19 protein-coding genes and 1 other RNA gene are annotated in these 16,355 nt (G+C 70.6%); 8 read left to right on the top strand and 12 right to left on the bottom strand.

Features of this window, described 5'->3' with window-relative positions; all coding sequences use genetic code 11:
• Positions 1-28: 28 nt before the first annotated feature.
• The 5 genes from smpB (at position 29) to RY94_RS14475 (ending at position 3,903) form a co-directional block, all read left to right on the top strand.
• Positions 29-502 (top strand): SsrA-binding protein SmpB, encoded by a 474-nt coding sequence (smpB, locus tag RY94_RS14485; protein WP_043446231.1) that lies wholly within the window; start codon positions 29-31, stop codon positions 500-502.
• Complete coding sequence (locus RY94_RS14480) at positions 499-873, top strand: hypothetical protein (protein ID WP_043446229.1); 375 nt, start codon at positions 499-501, stop codon at positions 871-873. Before smpB ends, RY94_RS14480 begins: the two co-directional genes overlap by 4 nt.
• 116 nt (positions 874-989) lie before the next feature.
• Positions 990-1,357: a transfer-messenger RNA gene (gene ssrA, locus RY94_RS17510) on the top strand.
• Between the two features lie 126 nt (positions 1,358-1,483).
• Positions 1,484-1,711: a hypothetical protein gene (locus tag RY94_RS18000; RefSeq protein WP_156135189.1), complete on the top strand. Its 228-nt coding sequence runs from the start codon at positions 1,484-1,486 to the stop codon at positions 1,709-1,711.
• A gap of 41 nt (positions 1,712-1,752) precedes the next feature.
• The gene (locus RY94_RS14475) at positions 1,753-3,903 is read left to right on the top strand and encodes an alpha-galactosidase (protein WP_043446226.1); all 2,151 of its coding nucleotides are present in this window, start codon (positions 1,753-1,755) and stop codon (positions 3,901-3,903) included.
• A gap of 117 nt (positions 3,904-4,020) precedes the next feature.
• Here the strand turns inward: RY94_RS14475 and RY94_RS14470 are convergent, their stop codons facing one another.
• The 11 genes from RY94_RS14470 to RY94_RS14420 all read right to left on the bottom strand — a co-directional run bounded on the left by RY94_RS14470 (position 4,021) and on the right by RY94_RS14420 (position 13,731).
• The gene (locus tag RY94_RS14470; protein WP_043446223.1) at positions 4,021-5,121 is read right to left on the bottom strand and encodes a carboxylate-amine ligase; all 1,101 of its coding nucleotides are present in this window, start codon (positions 5,119-5,121) and stop codon (positions 4,021-4,023) included.
• A gap of 131 nt (positions 5,122-5,252) precedes the next feature.
• Entirely contained in the window at positions 5,253-5,987 is a 735-nt protein-coding gene (locus RY94_RS14465; RefSeq protein WP_052274433.1) for a metal-dependent transcriptional regulator, read from the bottom strand.
• Positions 5,987-6,883 carry a metal ABC transporter permease gene (locus RY94_RS14460; RefSeq protein WP_052274393.1) on the bottom strand — a complete coding sequence of 299 codons (897 nt, stop codon included), beginning with the start codon at positions 6,881-6,883 and terminating at the stop codon, positions 5,987-5,989. Before RY94_RS14460 ends, RY94_RS14465 begins: the two co-directional genes overlap by 1 nt.
• A 1-nt stretch (position 6,884) precedes the next feature.
• Entirely contained in the window at positions 6,885-7,658 is a 774-nt protein-coding gene (locus RY94_RS14455) for a metal ABC transporter ATP-binding protein (protein WP_043446220.1), read from the bottom strand.
• The gene (locus RY94_RS14450) at positions 7,655-8,578 is read right to left on the bottom strand and encodes a metal ABC transporter substrate-binding protein (protein WP_082046373.1); all 924 of its coding nucleotides are present in this window, start codon (positions 8,576-8,578) and stop codon (positions 7,655-7,657) included. Before RY94_RS14450 ends, RY94_RS14455 begins: the two co-directional genes overlap by 4 nt.
• Before the next feature lie 31 nt (positions 8,579-8,609).
• Entirely contained in the window at positions 8,610-9,374 is a 765-nt protein-coding gene (locus RY94_RS14445; protein WP_043446214.1) for a class I SAM-dependent methyltransferase, read from the bottom strand.
• A 27-nt stretch (positions 9,375-9,401) separates the two neighbouring features.
• Positions 9,402-10,211 (bottom strand): histidinol-phosphatase, encoded by an 810-nt coding sequence (gene hisN, locus RY94_RS14440; protein ID WP_043446212.1) that lies wholly within the window; start codon positions 10,209-10,211, stop codon positions 9,402-9,404.
• Between the two features lie 135 nt (positions 10,212-10,346).
• Positions 10,347-10,550 (bottom strand): cold-shock protein, encoded by a 204-nt coding sequence (locus RY94_RS14435; protein WP_043446208.1) that lies wholly within the window; start codon positions 10,548-10,550, stop codon positions 10,347-10,349.
• 162 nt (positions 10,551-10,712) lie between these two features.
• Positions 10,713-11,843, bottom strand: a complete 1,131-nt coding sequence (rsgA, locus tag RY94_RS14430; RefSeq protein WP_043446205.1) for a ribosome small subunit-dependent GTPase A — start codon at positions 11,841-11,843, stop codon at positions 10,713-10,715.
• The gene (gene aroA, locus RY94_RS14425; RefSeq protein WP_052274392.1) at positions 11,840-13,210 is read right to left on the bottom strand and encodes a 3-phosphoshikimate 1-carboxyvinyltransferase; all 1,371 of its coding nucleotides are present in this window, start codon (positions 13,208-13,210) and stop codon (positions 11,840-11,842) included. The genes rsgA and aroA overlap by 4 nt, the downstream gene beginning before the upstream one ends.
• A 5-nt stretch (positions 13,211-13,215) precedes the next feature.
• Entirely contained in the window at positions 13,216-13,731 is a 516-nt protein-coding gene (locus tag RY94_RS14420) for a DoxX family membrane protein (protein WP_043446202.1), read from the bottom strand.
• A 330-nt stretch (positions 13,732-14,061) separates the two neighbouring features.
• Between RY94_RS14420 and RY94_RS14415 the strand changes: the two genes are divergently transcribed.
• Both RY94_RS14415 and rsrA read left to right on the top strand, forming a co-directional pair.
• Positions 14,062-14,757 carry a sigma-70 family RNA polymerase sigma factor gene (locus tag RY94_RS14415; protein WP_197060679.1) on the top strand — a complete coding sequence of 232 codons (696 nt, stop codon included), beginning with the start codon at positions 14,062-14,064 and terminating at the stop codon, positions 14,755-14,757.
• Positions 14,754-15,014 carry a mycothiol system anti-sigma-R factor gene (gene rsrA, locus RY94_RS14410; protein WP_043446197.1) on the top strand — a complete coding sequence of 87 codons (261 nt, stop codon included), beginning with the start codon at positions 14,754-14,756 and terminating at the stop codon, positions 15,012-15,014. Before RY94_RS14415 ends, rsrA begins: the two co-directional genes overlap by 4 nt.
• A 142-nt stretch (positions 15,015-15,156) precedes the next feature.
• Here rsrA and RY94_RS18745 read toward each other — a convergent pair whose 3' ends face one another.
• Positions 15,157-15,231, bottom strand: a complete 75-nt coding sequence (locus RY94_RS18745) for a 50S ribosomal protein bL37 (protein WP_369299106.1) — start codon at positions 15,229-15,231, stop codon at positions 15,157-15,159.
• 132 nt (positions 15,232-15,363) lie between these two features.
• Here RY94_RS18745 and RY94_RS14405 point away from each other — a divergent pair, with 132 nt between their 5' ends.
• Positions 15,364-16,329, top strand: a complete 966-nt coding sequence (locus RY94_RS14405; RefSeq protein ID WP_043446193.1) for a zinc-binding dehydrogenase — start codon at positions 15,364-15,366, stop codon at positions 16,327-16,329.
• Positions 16,330-16,355: the final 26 nt, after the last annotated feature.

Below are 16,355 nucleotides of genomic sequence, written 5' to 3'. Positions count from 1 at the left end.
CAGCAGTGTCGCGAGAAGGAGTATCGCCGTGCCGAAGGAAAGTGGCCGGAAAGTGGTGGCCACCAATCGGAAGGCCTTCCACGACTACGCCGTGCTCGACACCTACGAGGCCGGGCTCGCCCTGATGGGTACCGAGGTGAAATCCCTGCGTGCAGGACGCGCCTCCCTCGTCGACGGCTACGCGGTCTTCTACAACGACGAGCTCTGGCTCGAGGGCATCCACATCTCCGAGTACTCGCAGGGCAGCTGGACCAACCACGCCGCGCGTCGCCGGAGGAAGCTGCTGCTGCACCGCGAGGAACTCACCAAGATCTCGCAGAAGATCCGCGAGTCCGGCTTCACCCTCGTCCCGCTCCAGCTCTACTTCCTCAACGGCCGGGCCAAGGTGGAGATCGCCGTCGCGCGGGGCAAGCGCGACTACGACAAGCGGCAGACCCTGCGCGAGAAGCAGGACAACCGGGAAGCGCTGCGCGCCATGCGTGAGAAGAACCTCGGGGCATGAGCGATGTCTTCTGGGAGACCCAGGAGGACGACGAGCCCGAGCCGTCGGAGCTGAGGTACAAGCGGCCCTGGTGGGTGACCCTCGGCGCCCTGGTGGACCTGATCCTGCTGCTGATCGTGGTGCCGGTCGGGATCCTCTCCCTGATCCCTTTCGTCTTCCTCATCTACGTCTTCTTCGCGCAGGTCCTCGTCTGGATCTCGCCCGTCCTGCTGGTCCTGAACGCAGCCATCTTCTGGTGGGGTTTCCGCCGCAAGCAGGCCGCGACCACCGCGCTGGCGGCCCTCGGGATCGCGTTCGTCACCCTGGCCTTCGTGGTCGTGCGGCTCTGGCAGTCGCCCGTCGTCATCCTGGGCGTCGTGCTGGGGCAGTAGCACCGCCCGTTCACCTGCGGCGAAGCCCTGCCGGCGGGCCACGCGGGTGCGGTAGAGTGGAGGAACCGGAGGGCTCGTGGGCCGCACGGCGCAGGAATCATTTGATAACTGAACATGGGGATGACAGGTTTCGACGATGTTAGTCGCGACAGGGGAAGCGGGCCGAGGATACAGGGTTATCTCGTAAACGCTCCTTGTAAAACAATAAGTGCCGAACAAAAGCGCACTGACTTCGCTCTCGCTGCCTAAGCAGCCTAGCTAGTCCGTCAGCCCGGGTTTGCTCTCGCCCCGGATACTGGCGTCATTTAGAGGGCCACTGCTCCCGGTCCTCGTTGTAGGGACCGGGGGGACTCTAATACAACTGGGCTCGGCAGTCACTCGTTCGCACGATGGCTGGAGCCGAGAAAAACCGACGCGAACTGCGCCCGGAGAAGCCCTGACTACACTGCATCGGACGCGGGTTCAATTCCCGCCATCTCCACCACACCAGGACGAAGCGTCCCGCCGGTCTCCGGCGGGGCGCTTCGTCGTTCCCGGGGCAGGCCGGTGCTGCGTCGGCAAGGGCGGAGGACGCGGCACGGGGGCCGGACGTGCGAACTACACTGGGGCCATGAGCTGGACTGACAGGACGCCGTCGTGGCTCCCTCCACTACCTCCGCCCCGTCGGGGCCGCGGCCTGATCGTGCTCGGCTGGATCCTCGTGGGCAGCACCTTCGTGTACATCTTCGCCATGAGCTACCTCGGCGGAACCCACACGCTCTACACCCTGATCCCCCTGCTGCTCGGTCTCCTCTGCCTGATCACCGGCCTGCTCCGGCGGGACACGCGCGCACGGTAGGCATGTTGCCCGAGGGGTTATTTACACGATAAAAATAACCTATGACCTCCGAACCCCTCCATTTCTCCCGCGGTGGCACCAGCGTGGTGCTCGATCCGCATCCCCACGGCATGCCGACCATCGCCTACTGGGGTCCGGGCCTCGGCGACGTCAGCCTCGACGAGCTGCGCGGGATCACCGCAGCGCACCAGCCCCAGCGCGTGTCCGGCGGGATCGACGTCCCGGCCCTCCTGACCGTCCTGCCCCTCGAGTCCACCGGCTGGCAGGGGACCCCCGGACTGACGGGCGACCGCGCGGGCGCCCAGCTCTACCCGCGGTTCACGGTGACCTCGATGGACCGGCAGCCCGATGGCGACGGCGCACTCGTCGAGGCGCGCGACGACGACGCCGGACTCACCGTGCGCGCCCACCTCGGCCTCACGGCGTCCGGCCTGTTCACGCAGCGCCTGGAGCTCACCAACACGGGCGACGACGACTACGAGGTGCGCGCGCTCAACCTGTTCTTCCCGCTGCACCACACGGCGGCCGAGATCCTGGACACCACCGGGCGGCACCTGCGTGAGCGGTCGCCGCAGCGCCACGCCCTGACCACCGGCACCTACACGCGGACGAGCAGGCGCGGCAGGCCGGGGGCGGACGCCACGGTCCTCCTCGCTGCGGGGACCCGCGGTTTCGGGTTCGAGCACGGCCACGTCCAGGGCATCCACCTCGCGTGGAGCGGCAACCAGCAGGTGCTCGCCGAGAAGACCCCCGCGGGTTCCGTGTTCCTCGCGGCAGGCGAGGTGCTGGCCCCGCGCGAGGTCGTCCTGGCGCCGGGGGAGAGCTACTCCACCCCGCCGGCCGTCGGGTCCTGGGGGCACGGACTGAACGAACTGTCCGGCCGGTTCCACCGGGACCTCCGGGCCCGGGCCTCGCACCCGCAGCGGCCCCGGCCGGTCACGCTCAACACGTGGGAGGCGGTCTATTTCGCGCTGGACCTCCCGCGCCTGCTGGCCCTCGCGGACCGTGCGGCGTCCCTCGGCGTCGAACGGTTCGTGCTCGACGACGGCTGGTTCCGCGGGCGGCGCGACGACACCTCCAGCCTCGGCGACTGGTACGTGGACGAGACGGTGTGGCCCGACGGACTGGCGCCGATCATCGACCACGTGCGGCGCCTCGGCATGGAGTTCGGCCTGTGGTTCGAACCCGAGATGGTCAACACCGATTCGGATTTGGCGCGCGCCCATCCGGACTGGATCCTGCAGGCGGAAGGCCGCCTGCCGCTCCCGGGCCGCCAACAGCAGGTGCTGAACCTGGGCCATCCGGACGCCTACGCGTACATCCTCGAACGCCTCGACGACATCCTGACGAACAATGACATCGCCTACGTCAAGTGGGACCACAACAGGGACCTGCTCGAGGCGGCGGACGCGCGCACGGGCCAGGCCGCCGTCCACCGGCACGTCGAGGCGCTCTACCGGCTGCTCGACGAACTGCGCCGCCGTCATCCGGGCCTCGAGATCGAGAGCTGCGCCTCGGGCGGTGCACGCGTGGACCTCGGGATCCTCGCACGGACGGACCGCATCTGGACGAGCGACTGCATCGACCCGATCGAACGGCTCGTGAATCAGAAGTACACGGGCCTCGTCGTGCCGCCGGAACTGCTGGGCATGCACATCGGCGGTCCGGTCTCGCACTCGACGGGCCGCGCCCACACCCTGCCGTTCCGCGCCGCCACCGCGATCTTCGGACACTTCGGCATCGAATGGGACATCTCGGACCTGACGGAGGCGGAGTACGAGGTCCTCGGCCGCTACGTGGGCCTCCACCGGTCCTGGCGCGACGACCTGCACCGCGGGAGCGTGGTGCACGCCGAGTGCCCGGACCCCGCGATGGACCTGCGGGGCATCGTGTCCGGGGACCGGCGCCGCGCCCTGTTCGGCTACTCGCTCACCGCGTCGAGCGCGAGCTACCCGCCGGGGCCCCTGACCTTCCCGGGCCTGGACCCCGAGGCGCTGTACGAAGTGCGCCCCGCGGTCCCGGAGGAGGGGCATCCGGGCAACGGCCAGTCGCCGCTGGCCTGGCTGCAGCGTGCCCTCGACGGGGATCCGGTGCGCCTGTCCGGCCGCGCCCTCGCCCAGGCCGGCGTCCAGGCGCCCGTGCTGCTGCCCGAGCAGAGCCTGCTGATCGAGTTCCGCGCGGTCGGCGCGTAGGCGGGTGCGCGCGGGGACGACGGCGGCGCATGCCGGCGTCGTCCCCGTGAACGGTCTGCCCGACCGGGGAGGCGCGAGCGGTCCTGCCCGACCAGGGAGGCGCGAGACGCCCGGCGCTCACGGTTCGAAGGTGAGGGTCTCCGTGTAGAGGGACAGCAGTGCCTGGGTGCCGCCGTCGTGCATGGCGCGGCGCTGGCGCTGTGCGCCGGTGCCGCGTTCGGCGATGGTCTCGATGCCGGCCTTCACCCAGTCCGTGTCGCCCTCGGCCTCGAGGGCGGGGCCGACGTGCTCGAGGAAGGCCGCGAGGTGCCGTTCCGCGGGCACCGGCTCGGCCGTGGCGAGGTCCACGAGGTGGCGTCCCATGCCGTCGCGTGCGGCCTGCCAGAGGGCCGCGTCGAGCAGTTCCGGATCCGGGACGAGGGGAGCGGTGTCTGCCTCGGCCGCCTGGAGTTCCGTGACGACGAGCGCGCGTGTCAGGGCGCCGAGCAGCACCGAGTCCTGGGCCTCGAGCTGGACGTCGCATGCCCTGAGCTCCAGCGTGGGGTAGTGGTCGGAGAGCCGCGCCACCCAGGTGAGGACACCGCGGTCGAGGATCGCGCCCGTGGCGGCGAGCCGCGTGATCCGGCGTTCGTAGTCGGCGGCATCGGCGAAGTACGGGGCGATCCCCTGGACGGCCCAGCGCCGGTAGTGGATGACCCGCCAGCTGGCGAACCCGCTGTCGCGGCCCAGCCAGTACGGCGAATTGACGCCGAGGGCGGCCAGCAGGGGGATCCACGGCCGGATCCGGTTGAGGGCCTGGACGCCCCGCTCGGGATCCGGTACACCCACGTGCACGTGGAGGCCGTTGACGAACTGGTCGCCGACGATTCCGGGGGCGCTGGCCCGGAGGTCCTCGTAGCGCTGCTTGTCGGTGAGTTCCGGATACGCCTGGGGGATCCGGGGTGCCGTGCCGGTCGCCGCACCGATACTCCCCGTGCGGGCGCCCGCATCCGCGAACCTCCTCCTGAAGTTCAGCAGCGACTCCTCCGCCTCGGTCAGGGTGGAGCAGACCGGGGTGGCCGTCTCGATCTGGCACGACAGCAGCTCACGCTGGATCTCGTCCGGGCCGACCTCGGGGTGGGATTCGAGCATGCCCTCCACCTCGGCGGCGTGATGGGCGGGCAGTCCCGACCGCGGGTCGAGGAGCAGGTACTCCTCTTCGAGACCGAGTGTGGTCATCGGGGCACTCCGTTCAGTGGCAGGGCGCGGGGCGTTGCAGGTCCCGACCAGTCTAGGAGGGCGCGACGCGCTGCCGTGGTTCCGCCGCCCCGGGTGACGCGGCCGGGGTGGCCGGTCCGGGACGGGTCCGGTCAGCCGTGCCCGGCGTCGAGCGTGCAGCCCTCGTGTGCCGCCGTGCTCTCGATCCAGAGCGCCCGGGCGAGGGTCCCGTCCGCGGAGAGGCTCGGTGCGGAGGCGCCCGCGCCGAGGCGCAGCTCGATCAGCGGACCGGCGCCGCGTCGGGCCACCAGGAGGTCGGCGTCGAGGGCCACGCCGTGCCGGTCGAGGAGGCGCAGCACGTCGGGATCGTCGTCGCTGACCCGGGCGAGCCTGCCGCGGTGGCCCTCGTCGAGGCCGTCGAGTCGGTGCGCCGGCGGGTAGCGGACGCGGCCGTCCGCGCCCGGGATGGGGTCACCGTGCGGGTCGCGCGCGGGCCGGCCGAGCTTCACGTCGAGACGCTCGACGAAGGCCTCCGAGACCGTGTGCTCGAGCAGCTCCGCCTCGTCGTGCACCTCGTCCCAGCCGTAGCCGAGCTCCGTGACGAGGAAGGTCTCGATGAGCCGGTGGCGGCGCACCATCGCGAGGGCGAGCGTCCGGCCCGACGGCGTGAGGCCGATGGGCCCGTACTTGCGGTGCTCGGCCAGGCCCAGGCCCACGAGCTTGCCGACCATCCCGGTGACGGAGGAGTTGGCGACCGCGAGGCGGGCGGCCAGGTGCGTGGCGGTGATCGGGTCCGCCTGCCACTCCGTGAACGCGTAGATGGCCTTCACGTAGTCCTGCACGCTGGTCGATTCGATGCTGAGCACCGCGCCCCGGCGGCCCGTCATCAGGCGCCCCGCAGCGATGTCGTGTCCGGCGTGCCGGACGGAGCGGCCGCCGTGCGCCGTCGTCGTGCCTGCCACAGCACGCCGTCGGGCCGGCCCACGAGGTAGACGACGGCGAACACGAGGGCCTGGCACAGCACGACGGCGGCGCCGGTGGAGATGTCGAGGTAGTAGCTGGCGTAGATGCCGGCCACGGACGCGGCCACGGTGAGCACGACGGCGATCACCAGCATGCGGTCGAAGCTGCGGGAGAGGAGGAACGCCGTGGCTCCGGGCGTGATCAGCATGGCCACGACGAGGATGATGCCCACGGCCTGGAGGCCCACGACGACGGTGAGGGCGAGCAGGCCGAGGAGGAGCGCGGACAGGAACCGGGTGTTCAGGCCGATCACGTGGGCATGCGTGCGGTCGAAGGCCAGCAGGGTGAGGTCGCGCCGCTTCACCAGCAGGACGGTGAGGGTCAGCGCGCCCAGGACCAGTACCTGCCGGACGTCGCCGTCGGACACCCCGAGCACATTGCCGAACAGGATGTGCATGAGGTCGATCTGCGACGGCGTGGCCGAGACGATGGCCAGTCCGGCGGCGAAGAGGCCGGTGAAGACCACGCCGATCACGGTGTCGGCCTTCAGCTTGGTGGTGGACCGGACCAGGCCGATGAGCGCCACGGCCCCGATGCCGAAGACGAAGGCACCGATGGAGAAGGGGATGCCGATGATGTAGGCGAGGGCGACGCCGGGCAGGACGGCGTGCGAGACGGCGTCGCCCATCAGTGACCACCCCATGAGGATGAGCCAGCAGGAGAGCACCGCGGCGACGACGGCCGCCGCGACGGTGACTACGAGGGCCCGCGTGAGGAAGCCGTACTGGAGCGGTTCGAGGAGGAACGCGAGGACGTCCATGTCAGGATGCTCCGTTCGAGGAGGGGATGCCGGGGGGCAGGGGACCGAAGGCGAGGGCGAGGTTGTCGTGGGTCAGGACCCGCGACGGCTCGCCCTGCGCCAGGACGCGCTGGTGCAGGAGGACGGCCTCGTCGCAGAGATCCGGCACACCCGCGAGGTCGTGCGTGGACACGAGCACCGACCGCCCCTCGTCCCGCAGCGCCTTCAGCAGTGCGGTCATGGTGTGCTCGCTCGACCGGTCGACCCCCGCGAAGGGCTCGTCGAGGAGCAGGAGCCGGGCGTCCTGGGCGATGCTCCGGGCGATGAACACGCGTTTGCGCTGCCCGCCGGACAGCTGCCCGATCTGGCGCTTCCTCAGGTCGGACAACCCCACGCGCTCCAGGGCGTCGTCCACGGCCGCCCGGTCGGCCGCCCGCAGCCGGCGCGCCGTCCCGAGCCGCCCGTACAGGCCCATGCCGACGACATCGGACACCGACACCGGGAAGGTCCAGTCGACCCCCTCGGCCTGCGGCATGTAGGCGACGAGCCCGGTCTTCCTGGCCCGGGCGATGGAGGTGCCGAAGAGCTCCACGGAGCCTTCCTGCGGCGTGAGGAGACCCATGAGTGCGGTGAAGAGGGTCGACTTGCCGGACCCGTTGACGCCGATGAGCCCGCAGATCCGGCCGGGCGCGAGGCGCACGCCGACGTCGTCGAGCGCCAGCACGTCGTCGTAGCGGACGGTGAGGTGCCGCACGTCGATGACGGGCACGGGCTCCGCCTCCCGGTGGGTCGTCATCGTGTGAGTCCTTCCGTGATGGTGTCGAGGTCGTACCGGATGAGGTCGAGGAAGGTCGGCACCGGGCCCTCGGGGCCGGACAGCGAATCCACGTAGAGCGTCCCGCCCAGCTGCGCCCCCGTGGCGAGGGCCACCTGCTCCTGGGCGGAGGGGTTGACCGTGGATTCGCAGAAGAGCGTCGGCACGCGGTTCTCCTCGACGAACGTGATGACGGAGCGGATCTGCCGCGGCGTCCCCTCGGAATCGGCGTTGACCGGCCAGATGAACGCCTCCCGGAGCCCGGCGTCGCGGGCGAGATAGGAGAAGGCGCCCTCGCAGGTGACCAGCGCCGCGACGTCGGCATCCGCGAGGTCCTCCCGGAAGCCGGTCAGCAGGTCCGCGAGGTCCGCCTTGAGCTGCTCGCCGTTCGCCTCGAAGTCGGCAGCGTGTTCGGGCGCGAGCCCGGAGAGGGCCTCGACGGTGTTGTCCACGTAGGTCTGTGCGGCGACGGGGGACATCCATGCGTGGGGGTTCGCCCGTCCCCGGTAGTCGCCGGTGCGGATGTCGATGGGCTCGACGCCCTCGGACAGGACGGCGTGGGGTGCGTCGACGGAGTTCAGGAACCGCTCGAACCAGCGTTCGAGCCCCAGACCGTTGTCGATGACGAGGTCCGCGTCCTGGGCGCGGACGAGGTCCGACGGCGTGGGTTCGTAGCCATGGATCTCCGCTCCCACCTTGGTGATCGACTCGACGCGGACGTGCCCGCCGCCCACGGTGTCGACGAGGTCGGCGAGGACGGAGAAGGTCGTCAGCACGCGCGGGCGGTCGTCCGGGGCGGAGGACGGCGGGGCCTGCCGGGCGCACCCGGTCACCACGAGGACGAGGACCAGGCACCGGAGGACCATGGCCCGTACGGACTGGCGCCGCGTCGTTTGAGGCATGCCTAAACCTAACGTTTAGGCATGCCGAAATCTAGCCCGTCCGCGGGGAGGCGCGCCAGGCATGGGTGTAGTACGGCAACTGGAGGGTGGCGTCCTCCGCGAAGGCGAGGTAGTCGGTGAGGTACCACCGCAGATTCTCTTCGACGCGGGCCTGCAGTGCGGGCGCCGCCCGCTGGTAGTAGCTGCGGGACCGCGCGAGGTCGAGGACACCGGGGACGTCCAGTTCCTGGGTCCAGTGGACCACCAGGTCCTCCGGGGCGTCGAAGGCGGCCCCGACCACGGGGCGGTAGGCGGTCGAGAACACGTCACCGGCGTGCATGATCCGGGACAGGCGGTGCACCCACGGGATCGAGACGTCGAGCTGGTTCCACAGCAGGGCGAGCCGGCCCTCCGGCGTCAGGATCCGGGCCGCCTCCTGGACCGTGGCGGCGTGGTCGCACCAGTGCCACGCCTGCGCCAGGGTGAGCAGATCCAGGGAGGCGTCCGGAAGGTGCGTCTCCTCCGCGGTGCCCCGGACGGCGGGAACCCCGGGCAGCCTGCCCGCGAGGACGGCCAGCATGTCCTCGGACGGGTCCACGGCCGTCACCGTGAGCCCGCGCTCCACGAGAAGTTCCGTGAAGAGGCCGGTCCCGGCGCCGATGTCGGCGGCGCGGCGTGCGCCCGCGGGGACGACCCAGTCGGCGACGGCGGCAGGGTAGCCGGGGCGTACGCGGTCGTAGCGGCCGGCCCCGGACAGGTAGGCGTCGGCGAGATCCCTGCGGCGTTGCTCCGCGAGCCGCGGCCCGCCCGTCACCATGGCGGGCCGGTCATGCTGCGCGTGCCGTCAGAGCAGGTCATCCACATCGGGGTTGAGGGTCCGCAGCACCTCGCTGTGCAGGGTGCCGTTCGTTGCGAGGGCGTTGCCGCCGTGAGGTCCGTCCTCGCCGTCGAGGGAGGTGAAGCGTCCCCCGGCCTCGGTGACGATCGGCACGAGCGCCGCCATGTCGTGCAGGTTGAGCTCCGGTTCGCACGCGATGTCCACCGCGCCCTCCGCCACGAGGCAGTAGGACCAGAAGTCCCCGTAGGCACGCGTCCGCCATACCCGGTCCGTGAGGTTCACGAATTCGGCGAGCGTGCCGCGCTCGCGCCATCCGCCCAGGCTGGAGTAGGACAGCGACGCGTCCTCGAGGCGTGAGACGTTGGAGACCCGCAGGCGCTGCGCCGCGGCGAGGGACTTCCCGGTGTAGGCGCCGGTGCCCTGCGCTGCCCACCAGCGCTTGCCCAGCGCGGGAGCGCTGACCAGGCCGACGACGGGCTTGCCGTCGTCGAGGAGCGAGATGAGGGTGGCCCAGACCGGGACGCCGCGCACGAAGTTCTTGGTGCCGTCGATCGGGTCGATCACCCAGCGGCGTGATCCGGAGCCCGTGCTGCCGAACTCCTCGCCGAGGACCGCGTCACGGGGCCTGGCGCGGGAGAGCTGGCCGCGGATGGCCTCCTCCGCGCTCTTGTCGGCGTCCGTGACGGGGGTGAGGTCCGGCTTGGTCTCCACCCGCAGGTCGAGCGCCTTGAAGCGCGACATGGTCTGGTCGTCCACCGAGTCGGCCATGATGTGGGCGAGACGGAGGTCGTCGTTGTAGCCCTGCGTGAAACTCATACCGTTCAACCTATCGTCTCGGTGGGCGCATCCCGTGCGGGGACGCGGGGAGCGGCCCGGAACAGCAGAAAGCCACCGAGGGCTCGCGCCGCACGGTGGCTTTCCGACCGTCACCGCCAGGCGGTGTCGGAAGAATTAGAGAACGGTGATGTTCTCGGCCTGGGGACCCTTGGGACCCTGGGTGGTCTCGAAGTTGACCTTCTGGTTCTCTTCGAGGGAACGGTAGCCGTTCGAGTTGATCGCGGAGAAGTGGGCGAACACGTCAGCGCCGCCGTCCTCGGGAGCGATGAAGCCGAAGCCCTTTTCGGCGTTGAACCATTTCACTGTGCCAGTAGCCATTGAGATTTCCTTACCATGTGAGAGCGTCCCGACGTTCGGGGCTCATCGTGCAGTTCGTTACCCGCTTATCAAAAAAGCTGTCGAACTCCAGGTGGAGGGTCAAGGCTTAGAGATGTAATGCGCAAACAACAACAGACCTGAGCCTACCAGTGTTCGGGCCGATCACTGGTGTCCGAGTTCCTTGGCGTCGTGTGAGCTGCCTCGCGCCTCGGCCGTCCCGGCGCTGAGCAGGCGCCGCAGCGAGGCCAGGCGCACGGGGCCGGAGTCGCCCGCGAGGCCCTCTGCCACGTAGCTGTCCAGGCCGCATGCGACGGCGTGGTCGTCGTGCCGGCAGCCACGCTCGCAGCGCTCGGTCCCGGGTTCCAGGTCCGGGAACGCCTTGAGGATCCTGTCCGCCTCGACGTGCGCGAGCCCGAAGGAACGGATGCCGGGCGTGTCGATGATCCAGGTGCCGGGTGCGGCATCAGCGGCCTTCAGGGCCAGTGCGGAGGAGGAGGTGTGGCGTCCCCTGCCCGTCACCGCGTTCACGCCGCCCGTGGCGCGCGTGGACCCCGTCAGGGCGTTGACCATGGTGGACTTGCCGACGCCGGAGTGGCCGAGCAGCACGCTCACCTGCCCGTCGAGCTCCTCCCTCAGGGCGTCGACGGCGGTAGTGGACAGGTGCGCCGACTCGCCGTCGTCGGAGGTGGCGGCGATGCCCACGGCGTCGTCCGTCCTGCTGATGATGACGCGGAGGTCCAGGTGCTCGTAGTTGGCGAGGAGGGCAGCGGGATCCCGGAGATCGGCCTTGGTGATGCAGAGCAGGGGTTCGATCCCGGCGTCGTAGGCGGCGACGAGCGCCCGGTCGATGAAGCCCGTCCTCGGCTCGGGGTTGGCAGCCGCGACGACGATCACGAGCTGGTCCGCGTTGGCGACCACCACGCGCTCCACCGGGTCGGTGTCGTCCGCGCTCCTGCGCAGGACCGTGGTCCGTTCCTCGATGCGCACGAGGCGCGCGAGGGAGTCGGGGCCGCCCGAGAGGTCACCGACCAGGGCCACGAGGTCGCCGGCGACGACGGCGTTGCGGCGCAGTTCGCGGGCCCGCGCGGCGATGACCGTCCGCTCGCCGGGCGTGCCCTCGTCGACCACCGTGGTGTACCGCCCGCGGTCGACCGTGACGACGCGGCCCGTCACGGCGTCGTCGTAGGCCGGACGGTTCTTGGTGCGCGGGCGGGTCCCCTTCTTGTTGGGGCGGATGCGCACGTCGGACTCGTCCCACGCCCGCGAGCCGCGGCGGTTGCCGGTCTCGCTCATGCCCTGGCCGCCGGTGCGGCGGGGATCGTCGCGCCGTCGGGCCCCGGTCCGCCCGCGGTACGCGCGAGGGCGGCCCAGAGATCGGGGAACTCCGGCATCGTCTTGGCCGTGGTGCCGATGTTCTCCACGTCCACGCCGTCCACGGCGAGGCCGATGATCGCTCCCGCGGTGGCCATCCGGTGATCGTCGTACGTGCTGAACGTGCCGCCGTGGAGCGGTGCCGGCCGGATGACGAGGCCGTCGGCCGTCTCCTCCGCGTCCCCGCCGAGCCCGTTGATCTCGGTGACGAGCGCCGCGAGCCGGTCCGTCTCGTGCCCGCGGAGGTGGGCGATGCCGGTGAGGGTCGACGGCGTCGTGGCCAGGGCGCAGAGCGCGGCGACGGTGGGGGCGAGCTCGGAGGTGTCGGCGAAGGTCCCGCCGGCGATCGACGCTCCGCCGGTGACGGTGAGCACCCCGCCGTCGAGGTCCGCCGTGGCGCCCATCAGGGGCAGGATGCGCCGCCAGGCGTCGCCGACCTGCGTGGTGCCCTCGGGCCAGTTCCGCACCCGGACGGTGCCGCCCGTGACGACGGCGGCGGCGAGGAAGGGGCCCGCGTTGGAGAGGTCGGGTTCCACGGCGGCGTCGAACGCGGTGATCGGGCCGGGGGAGACGCGCCAGTGGTTCGGCACGGAGTCGTCGACGGCGACGCCGACCGCCCGCAGGGTCTCGACCGTCATGCGGACATGGTCGAGGCTGGGCACGGGCTTGCCGACGTGCTCGAGGTGCAGCCCGTCGGTGAAGCGCGCGCCGACGAGCAGCAGCGCCGACACGAACTGCGAGGACGCGGAGGCGTCGATGACCAGGCGGCCGCCGCGGACGTGGCCCTCGCCCTGCACGGTGAAGGGGAGGGACCCGGCGCCGTCGTCGTCGATCCGGAGCCCGAGGCCCCGGAGGGCATCGATGATGCTGCCCATCGGGCGGCGACGCGCGTGGGGATCGCCGTCGAACGTGGTGGTGCCGGAGACCAGGCCCGCCAGCGGGGGGACGAAGCGCATGACGGTGCCCGCGAGGCCGCAGTCCACGGCACGGGAGGCCGGCGCGCCGTCCTGGAGGGGGACCACCCGGAGGTCCGGGCCGAAGTCGCCGTCGCCGGGGACCTCCTCGATGACGGCACCGAGCGAGCGCAGCGCCGCGATCATGAGGGCCGAGTCACGCGAGTGCAGGGGGCGGCGCAGGCGGCACGGGCCGTCGGCCAGGGCGGCGAGCACGAGATAGCGGTTGGTGAGGGACTTGGAGCCGGGGACCGAGAGGTCGGCGTCCACGGGACGGGTCAGGCGGGGCGCCCTCCACCCGGTCCGGTGGGACACCCCGCCTGATGACGCTGCCATGGAGCCTAGGAACCCACGACGTCGGACGCGGTCTTGCGGACGGCCTTGTCCGCCTTCTTCAGCTGCTTCCTGGCATCCGTCGCGAGGTGCTCGGCGCGCCAGGCGATGCCGGGGCGTCCGTTGGTGTCGACGGCGGCGAGCAGGACGGCGCCGATCAGGGAGAGGTTCTTGAGCAGCTGCGAGCGGCGCGCCTTCTTGCCCTCGGGGCTCGAGGCGTCGGCCGAACGGTAGTCGACGAGCGCGTTCACCGTGGTGGTGAGCGTCAGCAGCAGCGCTGCCACCCGGGAGAACCTGCCGATGCCGAGCAGGACGGCCGCGCCGACCTGGGTGGCACCGAGGACCTGGCCCACGAGCTTCTCGTTGCCGGTGATCGCGCCGGCCGAGGGGACGAGCTTCGCGACGCCGGTGAGGACGGGCTTGAGCTGCGGGGCCGTGGCACCCGCGGTGCGGAGTCGATCGACGCCGCTCACGACGAAGCTGCTGGCGATCAAGGGTCGGGCTATTACGCGGACAAGGGTCACAACTGCCTCCTGGTTGCCGGCGGGTCGGCCGGACATCGGGTTTTCGAGTACGAAGCACGCTGGCTCTAGTTTTGCACGCCCCACCTCCGGGGACGATCCGTGACCCGGGCCGACGGGCGGGGTTGCGGGCACGGGGAAGGACGGCACAGGAATAAGGGGATGCGGGGAGGGGTTGGAACAGGCGTAACGGACAGCAGAACAGTAAGGGGATTCGGTATGACAGGGACACGGACCGCGCCGGTCGACAGACCGGATTTCCAGTTGTCGACGTCTCCTCGGCGCCCTGACATCACGGCGTCGCGACGGCCGGGGCGCGTAGACTTCAGCACGATGAATACCACAGCCCCCGCAGGCAGCAGCCAGGCCGAAGATGCACAGTTGGACGTGTCGACGGAGTCGGACGCCGATCGCAAGGCGCGGTTCGAACGCGACGCCATGCAGTACGTCGACCAGCTCTACTCGGCCGCCATGCGCATGGCCCGCAATCCCAGCGACGCGGAGGACCTGGTGCAGGAGGCCTACACCAAGGCGTTCTCGGCCTTCCACCAGTACAAGCCGGGTACCAACCTGAAGGCGTGGCTGTACCGCATCCTCACCAACACCTACATCAACCTGTACCGGAAGAGGCAGCGCGAGCCCCTGCAGTCGCACTCGGACACCATCGAGGACTGGCAGCTGGCCAAGGCCGCCGAGCACACCTCCCTGGGGCTCCGCTCGGCCGAGGTCGAGGCGCTCGACCACCTGCCCGACTCGGACGTCAAGGACGCGCTGCAGGCGATCCCCGAGGAATTCAGGCTCGCGGTGTACTTCTCGGACGTCGAGGGCTTCGCATACAAGGAGATCTCAGAAATCATGAACACGCCCATCGGGACCGTCATGTCCCGGCTGCACCGCGGCCGCAAGCTGCTCCGCGAGCATCTCGCGGAGTACGCGCGTGATCGCGGGCTCGGCGCCAGCACCGGAGCTGGCGCGAAGGCCAAGGTCGCAGCGGGCACGAAGGGCAAGGAAGAGGAGATGGAGAAATGAGCGATTGCGGGAACATGGGCGACTGCGCCGACGCGAGGATCGAGCGGCTGTACGAATACCTGGACGGTGCACTGTCCCACCAGGACCTCGTGGAGATCAAGGACCACCTCAACGACTGCCCGCAGTGCGCCGAGGAGCATGACCTCGAGTGCGTCATCAGGTCGGTCGTGAAGCGGTCCTGCACGGAGGTGGCGCCGTCCACCCTCAAGGCGAGCATCCTCGACCGGATCAGCCACCTCAAGACCGTGGACCACTGACGGCGCGGCAGATCGCAGCATGCTGTAGACGCAGAACCCGATCAACGCAGAACCCGACCAACACAGAACCTCCGGTCCCTTCAGGGGCCGGAGGTTCTGTGTGTGCATCCTCGGATGTCGAGGACGCTCTGTACGCCTGGACTCAGGTGTTGGGGCGCTTACCGTGGTTCGCGCCACCACGCTTCCGGTCGCGACGCTTGCGTGCTCGCTTGCTCATGGCTGCCTCCTTCTTCTTCAGGCTCTGTAGTCGTGCAGAACTGCACCCAAGTCTCCCACACGGCCACGGGCGTCACCTAAACAGCCCGCCGCCTAGGATTGGGGGACCATCCGTCATCGAAGGAGATCATGCATGCGCGCCGCCTACGCAGCAACCCAGTCCGCGGACACACCCCTCGCCGGCCTCACCGTCGGCGACCTGGACGTCCCCGACGCGCCCGAGGGCTTCGTGCGGGTGAAGGTGATGGCCTCCTGCCTGAACCACCACGACCTGTGGTCGCTGAAGGGTGTGGGGCTGCCGGAGGACCGCCTGCCGATGGTCCTCGGCTGCGACGCGGCGGGGATCGACGACGACGGCAACGAGGTGATCGTGCACGGGGTCGTCTCCTCGGACGGCTGGCGCGGCGACGAGACCCTCGACCCGAAGCGTTCCCTGCTCTCGGAACGCCACCCCGGCACCATGGCCGACTACGTCTGGGTCCCCGCGCGCAACCTGGTGCGCAAGCCGGCGGAGCTGTCCTTCGAGGAGGCGGCCTGCCTGCCCACCGCGTGGCTGACGGCGTACCGCATGCTGTTCACGGTCTCACCCGCGGCGCCCGGGTCCACGGTGCTCGTCCAGGGAGCCGGGGGCGGGGTCGCGTCGGCGCTGATCGCGCTCGCCTCCGCGGCCGGCTACCGGGTCTGGGCGACGAGCCGCAGCGGGCAGAAGCGGCAGCGGGCCCTCGAGCTCGGAGCCGAGCAGGCCTTCGACGCCGGCGCCCGCCTGCCGGAGCGTGTCGACGTCGTCTTCGACTCCGTGGGGGAGGCCACCTGGGCCCACTCCCTGAAGTCCCTCGTACCGGGCGGCACCGTGGTCACGTGCGGTGCGACGAGCGGCGCGGCACCCTCGGCGGACCTCAACCGGGTGTTCTTCCTGCAGCTGCGCGTGCTGGGCTCCACGATGGGCACGCGGGACGAGCTGGTCCGGCTGACGCGCTTCCTCGTGGCCACCGGGGTGCGGCCCGTCATCGACGCCGTCCTCCCGCTCGACGACGCCGCCCAGGGGTTCCAGCGCATGCTCGACGGCGAGCTGTTCGGGAAGATCGTCTTCCGCCACTGAGCGACACCCCCGGACGACGAAGGACC

It is taken from the genome of Arthrobacter sp. L77 (genome assembly GCF_000816565.1).
Taxonomy (GTDB): Bacteria; Actinomycetota; Actinomycetes; order Actinomycetales; family Micrococcaceae; genus Arthrobacter_D; species Arthrobacter_D antioxidans.
The sequence above is the reverse complement of the archived record's forward strand: the minus strand, read 5'-3'. Positions and strand labels throughout refer to the sequence as shown.